The sequence below is a fragment of the Pseudomonas sp. P5_B2 genome, assembly GCF_056400445.1.
This window is the reverse complement of the sequence record NZ_JBFULH010000335.1, coordinates 1-4541: the sequence shown is the minus strand read 5'-3', so window position 1 is coordinate 4541 and position 4541 is coordinate 1. Positions and strand designations below refer to the sequence as shown.

Below are 4541 nucleotides of genomic sequence, written 5' to 3'. Positions count from 1 at the left end.
CCTGAGAGCCGCAGAACGCCAGGTTCTGGAAGTCGCAAGGGAAGCTGTTGAAGTCTTCGCCTTCACCGAAGCGACCGACCTTGATGTCGAGTTGCTGATCGAAGAATTTCTGCTGATACCACATCTGCGTCAGACGCCAGGTCTGCCCGCGCCCCCAGACTTCCTGAGCCGAGGTAAAGCCGCCTACACGCGGATCGTTGATGCGGTCGTTGCTGATGTTATTGCCGTTGCGCTCGGTGACGGTCAGCTGAAATTCGGCATCGTCCCAACCGAGGATTTTCTGCAAGTCCATGTGCGTGCCGAAGGCGAACTGGTCGCTGTAACGCGCGGTGCGGTCATGGTCGTAGCCGCCGTGCAGATTGCTGCCCGTTTCGCCGGTGTAATCGACGTTGAAGTCGTAGCCTTTTTCCGAAAGTTCGGTACGCGTGCCATTCCAGTCGCCGAGCATCCACGGGGACTCGCTATCGAAGGCGGGAGCCGCCTGGGTGCAGGTGGCGATGCCCAGTGCGGTGAACCCTCCAATCAGGTTCAGGGCTTTTCGGCTGGCAACAGTCATGCAGACAGCGCTGTCTCGCGAAGTTTGAAAATAAGGCATAGAGAAGAAATTCGGGGTCTTTTTCTAGGAAATAAACGGATTGATGCAGGCGTGAAGCAGATAGCGGAAGCGTTTCAGCTTGGCGGGCGCAAGGATAATGTTCTGTTACAAATAGAGAAAGGGCTTTTACTGACATGGAGCATTTCAGATTCGGTAACAGTGCCGGGCGGCAGTCTTGACAAGGTCACCTACAGTAATAGATAGCGCACAGAGCGCTTCCACCCGATCACCCCCTCGGCTAAGGTGCGCGGCTTCCCACTCCTTACATCGCTCGAAGGCCCTGCATGACCGAACAGAACAACAACCCGCTGCACGGCGTGACGCTGGAACAGATCCTCAACGCCCTGGTGGAACATTACGAATGGTCGGGGCTGGCCGAGCGCATTGATATCCGCTGCTTCAAGAGCGACCCGAGCATCAAGTCGAGCCTGACGTTCCTGCGTAAAACCCCGTGGGCCCGGGAGAAGGTCGAGCGCTTGTACGTCAAGTTGATGCGCACCAAGCGACCGGTCTGAACATGCCGGGCTCGGCTGCGAGGCGTCGTTTTGTTGCCGTTGCGGCGCTGCTGGGCTGGTCGGGGCTGGCCATTCAGCTTTACCTGATTTTGTATTCGCGCTGGAGTCTGGAAGCCAGCCTGATCGGCGGGGTGGTGAGCTTTTTCAGCTATTTCACCGTACTCACCAATACGCTGGTGGCGACGGTACTGACCTGTGAGTGGACGTCCCGCGAGTCCGCGGCGCGAGGCTGGTTTTTACAACCGTGGGTCAGCAGCGCGATTGCCGTGAGCATCGCTGTAGTGGGGCTGGCGTACAGCGTGTTGCTGCGACATTTATGGCATCCCGAAGGCTGGCAATTTCTGGCTGACGAATTGATGCACGATGTCATGCCGCTGCTGTTTCTGGGGTATTGGTGGGTGTGTGTGCCCAAAGGCACGTTACGGTTGCGGCACATTGGCCTGTGGGTCATTTATCCGCTGGTGTACTTCGCGTATGTATTGTGGCGCGGGCATTTGTTGGCGGTTTATCCCTATCCGTTCATCGATGTGGACAAGTTGGGTTATCCACAGGTGTTTGTGAATGCGGGGGGATTGTTGATGGGGTTTGGGGTGATTTCGCTGATCGTTATCGGGCTGGATCGCTGGCTTGGGTGTCGTGCAAAGCACTCGGATTTGTAGTGATTGAGCCATCGCTTTCGCGAGCAGGCTCGCTCCCACATGGTTCGATTTTGAACACATGATTTGTGAACAACCGGGACACCTGTGGGAGCGAGCCTGCTCGCGAAGGGGGCTTAAAGCCAGTCACTCATCGTCGTTTGCATCCAGCCGCCAGTATCCGACGGCTTTGACGAACTGCTCATTCAAGCCATGCTCCTCGAGTAACACCCTGCGAATCTGCCGCGACACCTTGCTCTCGGTCGCCACCCACGCATACAGATGGCCGCTCGGGACTTGCAGTTGCTTGACGGTGGTCAGCAGATTGTCTTTACCCCCTTCGCGCAGGACCCAGATCACATCGACCTGCGCGGCGCTTTCCAGATGCTGCTGCTCGGCAGCGTTCTGCACTTCCACAATCACCAGCGCTCGGCGATTCGCCGCGAGTCCTTCGAGGCGACGGGCGATGGCGGGCAGGGCGGTTTCGTCGCCGATCAGCAGGTAGCTGTCGAACATGTCCGGCACAATCATCGAGCCACGGGGCCCGCCGATGTGCAGGAACTGGCCGGGCCTGGCTTGCTCGGCCCAGGTCGAGGCAGGGCCGTCGCCGTGCAGCACAAAATCGATGTCCAATTCCAGGGTGTCGAGGTCGTAGCGACGCGGTGTGTAATCACGCATTGCGGGCATCGGTCCGTTGTCTTTGCCGGCACCCAATACCATTGTTTCCAGCGCCGCTTGTTCCGCCGCGTTCTGGGGGAACAGGAGTTTGACGTGGTCGTCGGTGCCGAGGCTGACGAAGCCGGCCAGCTCCGGCCCACCCAGCGTGATCCGGCGCATACGCGGCGTCAGGTCGACCACGCGCAACACTTCCAGGCGCCGGCGTTTGATCTCATGCATGACTCGGTGGATGGATTGCACGATCACTTCAGTCATTCGGCTTTCTCCTGAACAAGTTGTACGGCAGGGCCGTCGACAATAGCTTTGGCTGTGTTGTTGAGCAGGTCGCGCACCCGCAGGATTTCTTCCGGGCTCCAGCGCCCGTGGTGCATCTGCAGGGCATGACGCAAGTTGTGCACCGCCTCGTGGATCTCCGCCGGACGATCATGCCCACGCAAGGAACGCTTGCTGACGTCGATGCGCATCCGCACGCCATCCAGCGCAATCGCTTGCTCGGTCAGCGATAAGCGCCCAGCGTCGGTGACGCTGTAGCGTTTTTTGCCGCCCTCAGCGTCGCCCGTAATCATTTCGCTTTCTTCAAGAAAGGTCAGGGTCGGGTAAATCACGCCGGGGCTGGGGCTGTAGGCGCCGTCGAACATGCTTTCGATCTGGCGGATCAGGTCATAGCCGTGGCAGGGCTGTTCGGCGATCAGCGCCAAYAGCAGCAACTTCAGATCGCCGGGAGCGAACACTCGAGGCCCGCGTCCGCCGCGTTCACGGCCAGGGCCTGGGCGTTTTTCGAAGCCGTCGCGGCTGTCGCCGTGTTCTCTATGGGAATGATGGTCTCTCATTTTTCGTCTTCTCTCGTCGTGTTTAGATACAACTTAAGATATATCTTAAGACAAAAGCAAGAGGGCTGGACGAACGGTCGAGGGCCGAGGTGGACCTGWAGTGAAGCTCACGCGAGGATCGGATGGTGAAGGAAGTCGATTTTTTAGAGTAATAAAACTAATTCTCTAACTTCTACTACTTATCATGGGTCTTTGACTGTGTTAGTAGTATCGATCTTACGGAAAGTTGTTAGCTTGTCGTCTGTGTGTCTTTTCAGCTAGAGCTGTGTGTAGTATTTATCTGAGGGCTATACAACGTAATTAGTGTTTTTCTATCTTTTTTCCTGTTGTTCGAAAGCCATTGTTACTACATGTTCTTCGGAAGTTACGTACTTACTTTCTTGGGCGATTGGCCGATCATTCTCTGGCGTCGAAAGTTGAGCCAGAACACGATGAATCGTACTGGCTTGTTCAGGCTTTTTCGGCCAAATCCTTTGAAAAGACAGGTACTCAACAATGTTCAATAAGTTTGCAATCGCCGTCCCGATGACCCTCCTGGCACTGAGCACTTCGGTGGCGTTCGCTGCAGAAGAAGCGCGCACCTCCATCAATATCAGCGCCTCTATCCCAACCCAGGTATTCCATGCCCAACCGGTGGATCCTGACTTCGGTAAAGATGAGAAAATGTCCTACAACCTGGTGGCTGGCACCTTGAGCCCTCTGCGTGCGACTTATGATATTCGCCACACCAATGGTTCGGTCAATGCTTATGTAGAGGGCGGCCCGCAACCCCTGTTCAACGGTTCCAACAACATCGCGCTGACCTACTCCTTCAATGGCGTAACCTTGACTGGCGCTTCCGAGGAAGTGGTCGGCGATACCGAATCCAATGGGGGGATGCGCGCTGATCTGGTGATTGCCGCTGCCAAGCCGACTGCCGCTCAGACGGGCCTTTACACTGCCAATCCAGTCGTAATCTTCGATGCCGTTCCGCGCGTTCAGTAATACGGTTATGAAGTAAGGCATGTTCTTATTTTGATAACACTTGCCGGTCGACAGGCAAATTCTGCCTGTCGATCGGGTTTCAACGCACTTATCTTTAGAGTATTTCGCTCATGTTCCCGATGACTCCCATCGCGACGGCGCTTGCCTTGCTTTTTTGCGCAACCGCTTTGGCCTCGCCAGCGGATAACGCGTATACACCTCGAAGTCTGTTGGCGCAGGCCAAAGGTTTGCCGACTGAGTTCGAAGAGCACTTCTTTGATGTGCCACTGGCGGTGCGCGTGGAACTTGATCAACAGTTTCTGGG

General features: G+C 56.3%; 7 protein-coding genes. 4 read left to right on the top strand and 3 right to left on the bottom strand.

The window, feature by feature from the left end:
• A partial coding sequence (locus AC1DRJ_RS19765; RefSeq protein WP_477803632.1) for a carbohydrate porin occupies nt 1-595 on the bottom strand: 595 nt, incomplete at its 3' end.
• A gap of 284 nt (nt 596-879) precedes the next feature.
• Between AC1DRJ_RS19765 and AC1DRJ_RS19760 the strand changes: the two genes are divergently transcribed.
• Nucleotides 880-1110 carry a VF530 family protein gene (locus AC1DRJ_RS19760; protein ID WP_007944895.1) on the top strand — a complete coding sequence of 77 codons (231 nt, stop codon included), beginning with the start codon at nt 880-882 and terminating at the stop codon, nt 1108-1110.
• A 2-nt stretch (nt 1111-1112) separates the two neighbouring features.
• The gene (locus AC1DRJ_RS19755) at nt 1113-1769 is read left to right on the top strand and encodes a Pr6Pr family membrane protein (RefSeq protein WP_477803631.1); all 657 of its coding nucleotides are present in this window, start codon (nt 1113-1115) and stop codon (nt 1767-1769) included.
• 123 nt (nt 1770-1892) lie between these two features.
• Here AC1DRJ_RS19755 and AC1DRJ_RS19750 read toward each other — a convergent pair whose 3' ends face one another.
• On the bottom strand, nt 1893-2678 hold the full coding sequence (locus tag AC1DRJ_RS19750) for a siderophore-interacting protein (protein WP_477803630.1): 786 nt from the start codon (nt 2676-2678) through the stop codon (nt 1893-1895).
• On the bottom strand, nt 2675-3253 hold the full coding sequence (locus AC1DRJ_RS19745) for a PadR family transcriptional regulator (RefSeq protein WP_477803629.1): 579 nt from the start codon (nt 3251-3253) through the stop codon (nt 2675-2677). Before AC1DRJ_RS19745 ends, AC1DRJ_RS19750 begins: the two co-directional genes overlap by 4 nt.
• A 495-nt stretch (nt 3254-3748) precedes the next feature.
• Between AC1DRJ_RS19745 and AC1DRJ_RS19740 the strand changes: the two genes are divergently transcribed.
• Together AC1DRJ_RS19740 and AC1DRJ_RS19735 are read left to right on the top strand one after the other, a co-directional pair.
• Entirely contained in the window at nt 3749-4237 is a 489-nt protein-coding gene (locus tag AC1DRJ_RS19740; RefSeq protein ID WP_477803628.1) for a CS1 type fimbrial major subunit, read from the top strand.
• Nucleotides 4238-4347: 110 nt separating this feature from the next.
• Nucleotides 4348-4541, top strand: a 194-nt coding sequence (locus tag AC1DRJ_RS19735) for a hypothetical protein (protein WP_477803627.1), incomplete at its 3' end; no start/stop codon positions are given.